This window comes from Mesorhizobium sp. M2A.F.Ca.ET.039.01.1.1, assembly GCF_003998035.1.
Lineage (GTDB): Bacteria > Pseudomonadota > Alphaproteobacteria > Rhizobiales > Rhizobiaceae > Mesorhizobium.
Window position 1 is genome coordinate 1 of the sequence record NZ_RZRY01000641.1, and the last position, 3602, is coordinate 3602.

The 3602-nt window shown below is 54.9% G+C and carries 5 protein-coding genes; 3 read left to right on the forward strand and 2 right to left on the reverse strand.

Features of this window, described 5'->3' with window-relative positions; genetic code table 11:
• The coding region (locus EOA24_RS30970; protein WP_189354373.1) for a transposase at positions 1-342 on the reverse strand (342 nt) is incomplete at its 3' end.
• 716 nt (positions 343-1058) lie between these two features.
• A complete protein-coding gene (locus EOA24_RS41940) occupies positions 1059-1313 on the reverse strand; it encodes a hypothetical protein (RefSeq protein WP_189354375.1) in 255 nt (84 codons plus the stop codon).
• Positions 1314-1484: 171 nt separating this feature from the next.
• Here EOA24_RS41940 and EOA24_RS41945 point away from each other — a divergent pair, with 171 nt between their 5' ends.
• The 3 genes from EOA24_RS41945 to EOA24_RS30985 form a co-directional block, all read left to right on the forward strand.
• A complete protein-coding gene (locus EOA24_RS41945; protein ID WP_189354377.1) occupies positions 1485-2306 on the forward strand; it encodes a sugar phosphate nucleotidyltransferase in 822 nt (273 codons plus the stop codon).
• 23 nt (positions 2307-2329) lie between these two features.
• Complete coding sequence (locus EOA24_RS30980; protein WP_127410438.1) at positions 2330-3358, forward strand: NAD-dependent 4,6-dehydratase LegB; 1029 nt, start codon at positions 2330-2332, stop codon at positions 3356-3358.
• A gap of 2 nt (positions 3359-3360) precedes the next feature.
• The coding region (locus EOA24_RS30985) for a DegT/DnrJ/EryC1/StrS family aminotransferase (RefSeq protein WP_189354379.1) at positions 3361-3602 on the forward strand (242 nt) is incomplete at its 3' end.

Here is a 3602-nt window from a genome sequence, read left to right on the forward strand (position 1 = left end):
GCCTTGCTTGATGAATGCCGTCTCCCCTATTGCGAGGACTGCCTCGCTGTCGGCCAGTGTTTCGAGGGCGTATTTGCGCACTATGTCGCGCAGAGCATCTGCGTCCCACTTGGCCCTCCCAAGAATGGCCTGTTGGCGCCACGGCCCGGGATCGCCGGCAGCCTCAGCCCGCATCCAGCCGGTCTTGCGGTGCTCGTCCCGGAGTAGGCCTTCAAGGAATAGTCCAGCCGAATTCGCCACACGCTCCTGAGGGAAAAGCCTCCTGATGCGGGACTTCACGTCGTGCAGTGTCGACGCCCATATTCTCAATGTCGTTTCAATCGATTCAACCACTACCAACACCCCCTTTTGGCAGTCCGGTCAGAAACGAAAAAAAGCGGAATACTGCCACTGCGAAACGCAATTGTAATACTGGCCCTCTTCGTACTTCGTCTTTTACCGATACTGTTATACCCCACACGCCATTTAGGCGGCGTACAACTCTCACATTCCGTTGCTAGAAACAAGCTTGACTTGGCAACTTCGCGTTGGCATAACCCCGGCGCAAACGAAAACGCAAACATTGCCGGCTGATGGAGAAGGATATCCATAGAAATGAGTTTGCCTTTGGCGGAGCTATATTAGTATAAAGTACTAACATCTCGCACCGACTCAGGATGTTGAGAACACCCCTACTCATGCGCTCTCATGAGTTCGGAGCAGTATTGTATTGCAGTCGGAGTGCTTCTTAGCCGGCTAGGAGCCGGTTCGCTACAAACTAAGAGAGTCGTCATCCTTTCTATAGATGACGACCGATGGCGCTTGTGGAGCGCGCGCCGGAAAGGCGCGACGTCAACTCGCACCTTACGTCATTGATATGCTTACCTGACTTGTATTTTGGTTCGACGAATACACTATTGGGCAGTTTTAACGGGGGATCCGATGAATAGGCCCTGGATATCACGCCGCCTGCGTAGATTTGTGATCAACGCAAAGGACGCCTTTTCGACCGGCTCACGCCTTCGACGGCGTTTGCTGATCGATGGATGATACGCATTCCGCGCTTGAAAGCCCGTGCCCTAGCTGCGCACGTCGAAAGCACTTCGCGACCCGCGCCAAACCGAGGCGCCGATCAAGATCGATTTGAATTTCAGGACGTTCCACCTCTCCAGCACGACTCTGCGGTCGGCGGCCAACTTAACGGGGTTCCTATGCTTGGTGTTGTACGGTGCGATCAGAAAGCGTCGAGCATAACGGCGTTTTTTGCCGAGACGACGTTCGAGAACATTTTCGTAGTCGATGAGGAACAATGTCTTCGGGCCGAAATCCGCCATCACGAGTGGCGTCGGTTGCTAGCCCAAGGAATAGACGATCAGGTTCTCATAGAACTTTTGCTGTCTCCCTACGAAGAAATAGAACGCATGTGCCGTACGCCCTCTCGGTTAGCTCTGAAAAGCCGGTTCTCACACCTTGAGGCGAAGTATGACGACTCCGGAAATCGGATTGTGCATACAGAGATCCGTGTTCCGGTGAACTCCAAGCTGGATGCCCATGGGCTGATAATGGCAGGCGGCTTCGGACGGAGACTCGGCGAGCTTACAAAGACCACACCTAAGCCGATGTTGGATGTTGGCGGGAAGCCCATCGCTGAGCATTTGGTCGACAATTTGGTAGATAATGGCGTCAGCGATATTTTCATGTCGCTCTTTTTCGAAGGAGACGTTGTAAAGGACCATTTTGGCGACGGGTCCTGTTTTGGCGCAGACGTTCGTTATTTGGAGGAAACCACACCGTTGGGCACGGCAGGCTGCCTTTCGCTTCTGCCCCGCGAGATCAAACACCCCTTACTCGTCGTCAACGGCGATGTCATAACCACTGCGCAGTTCGGCCGGCTTATCGAGTTTCACAACGCGGCCGGCTTCGACATTACCGTTAGCGTGCGTCCATTTCCGATCCAGATGCAATTTGGCGTGGTGGACCAGGTCGACGGCCTTATTTCGCGGATCCGCGAAAAGCCAAAGATCATCCACCAGATCAACGTCGCGATCTATGTGCTGTCACCGTCAGTTTTGGAGCATGTCCCAGCCGGCAAAATCGACATGCCGTCCTTGATAGAAACACTCATTCCACTTGGCTTTCGAGTGGGTGCGTTTCCACTGATCGAGGATTGGATCGACGTCGGGACAGTGCCTGAGCTTGAGCGTGCTCGAGCTAAAGTCCAGGCCGGTTATCAACGTCACGAGCTATCTGTTGAGAGCGCCAAGGTCATGGTGTTCAAGGACGCGCCGCAGCATCATAAACTTCAGGTCAACTCACCCGCTTTTTGAATCGAGCAAGAATAAGAATACCGATGCAGATCGAAGACATTTCCACGATTTCTGGCAAACGGGTGTTGGTGACTGGCGCCGACGGGTTCATCGGGTCACACCTCACCGAAGAGCTGGTGCGCCAGGGCGCAAATGTCCGAGCGCTTACGATCTACAACTCGCTTGGCACGAAAGGCTGGCTTGACCATGCTGCTCGTGACATCCGCAAGGCTATCGATTACCGCCCGGGAGACATCCGCGATCCCTTCTTTGTGAACTCCATCACGAAGGATGTCGACGTGGTCTTTCACCTGGCCGCCTTGATCGCCATACCCTATTCCTACGTGGCGCCACAGGCCTACGTCGAAACTAACGTTGGCGGAACGACCAACGTTGTTGAGGCTGCGAAGTCCAACTCTGTGGAACGTTGTATCATCACTTCGACCAGCGAGGTTTATGGCACTGCACGCTCGGTTCCTATAACCGAGGACCATCCGCTACAGCCGCAGAGTCCGTATTCGGCCTCGAAAATTGGGGCGGATACGATAGCGCTCTCCTATTTTAACAGCTTCAACACGCCGGTTTCGGTAGTCCGCCCGTTCAATACCTACGGTCCAAGACAATCAGCTCGGGCAGTCTTGCCAACAATCATCACGCAAATCGCCGCGGGGATCACGTCAATCAAGCTCGGGGATACGCGGCCGACGCGTGACTTCAATTATGTCAAGGATACGGTTTCTGGTTTCATAGCACTGGCCAAATCGGCCAAAGCCATCGGTCACGTTACCAATCTCGCATCAAACTATGAGATCTCAGTCGGCGATGCCGTGGAACTTGTTGCCCGCAAGATGGGCGTGGAGGTTACGATCGAGAGGGACGCGGCCCGCCTGCGTCCAAAAGCGAGCGAGGTCGAGCGCCTGTGGGGCGACAATCGTCTTGCATTTACCCGGTCAGGCTGGAAGCCGACCTACGGCGGTCTCGACGGATTTGAGCGCGGGATTGAAGAAACGATCGCCTGGTTTCGCGATCCGGACAATCTCGCACTCTACAGCCCCGGCCGCTACGAAGTGTGACCATGCAGAACCTGTCCACTATCCCGCTCGCCGTACCGAATATCGGTCCTGAAGACATTGAATCTGTCAATGTCGCGATGATCGATGGCTGGGTGTCATCCGTCGGCCCGGACGTTCCTGCTTTTGAACAGGCAGTGGCCTCTGCGAGCGGCACTTCGTCCGCCGTGGCGGTAGCTTCTGGAACCGCAGCTCTCATGATCGCGTTGCGTGCCTTGGGGATCGGCCGCGGTGATCTGGTTCTATG

What these genes read in the sequence shown, in the direction of transcription:
- EOA24_RS41940 (WP_189354375.1), bottom strand. Translation starts at nt 1,313, where the DNA reads ATGGCGGATTTCGGCCCGAAGACATTGTTCCTCATCGACTACGAAAAT.
- EOA24_RS30980 (WP_127410438.1), top strand. Translation starts at nt 2,330, where the DNA reads ATGCAGATCGAAGACATTTCCACGATTTCTGGCAAACGGGTGTTGGTG.